This window comes from Oleiphilus sp. HI0061, from assembly GCF_001635675.1.
On sequence record NZ_LWFE01000160.1, the window covers coordinates 1 to 1,161 of the forward strand.

1 protein-coding gene and 1 pseudogene are annotated in these 1,161 nt (G+C 47.4%); both read right to left on the minus strand.

All coding sequences use genetic code 11. The features are described from left to right. Positions 1-912: tetraacyldisaccharide 4'-kinase (lpxK, locus tag A3735_RS01920; RefSeq protein WP_068637490.1), on the minus strand; the 912-nt coding region annotated here is incomplete at its 3' end. Continuing rightward, positions 905-1,161 (minus strand): annotated as a pseudogene (locus A3735_RS30110) (lipid ABC transporter permease/ATP-binding protein); the annotation flags it as partial. The pseudogene A3735_RS30110 and the gene lpxK, both read right to left, overlap by 8 nt.

Here is a 1,161-nt window from a genome sequence, read left to right on the forward strand (position 1 = left end):
CGGAAGCGTTTCCGAAAAGCCAAAATCATCGATAGAGTAAGCATGATGATCTTCGAAGGCATGACGCATAACAATCATACCACTGCGCTCAAGCACCTCAAAGAAGCGTTCCGGGTTGCCAATGGCAGCAACAGCATTTACCGGCTGACCCGACAATTTATCCAAAGCTAAGGCTTGATTGAGACCATCCTGACCGGGATCAGCCTTCAACGGCAGTAAGTTGCCTGGTCGTAAATCCATTCGAATGTAAGGCTCTGATGAATTCACGCCAGGTAAATCATCAGCACCGTTGATCACCTGAAAGTCCAGCTTCTTCATTCGAGACTGGCTTTCACGCAAAGGCCCCATCGGAAGTAAATATCCATTACCCAAGGCTCTTTGACCATCGTAAACACAAACTTCCACATCACGCTGTAGCGCATTGTGTTGCAAGCCATCATCACTTATAACAACATTACAACCTTGAGCTTCCAGTGCCTGAACTGAGAGCTTTCTATTAGGACTAACAAATACCGGACAATCAAGCGCTTGCTTTAGCATGAGTGGCTCATCACCCACCTCTTCAGGCAAGCTATCGGCTAACACTTCTCGACACTCTGTAGATGGAATTGATGCACCGTACCCTCTGCTGACGATACCAGGCTGATAGCCTCTTTCCTGAAGCGCTTGCACCAAGTATGCAACCAATGGTGACTTTCCAGTCCCGCCGAGCGTAATATTGCCAACCACTATAATGGGTAAACTGGAACGATATGAGGTCTTAAAACCTAAGCGGTATAGCCATGCCCGTATGACCAAAATAAGCATATAGATAAGTGACAGTGGTGCCAGCAGGTATAGCCAAGCAGCACCTTGGTACCAAGCATCGGTTATGCTCGTTGAAGCAGCACGTTGCTGATCCTGACTAGGCATCGTCCGCCAGGTTCATATTGTAAAGTTTGGCGTACTCACCATTTGCAGCCAGAAGTGATTGATGTGTTCCCTGCTCGATTACACGACCTTGGTCCATCACTACAATTTTATCTGCATTTTCTACAGTCGATAGGCGATGCGCGATCACAATTGTTGTACGTCCCTCCATCAATACCTCCAACTCACCTTGAATAGCTTTTTCTGACTCTGTATCCAGGGCTGAGGTCGCCTCATCGAGAATCAACACTG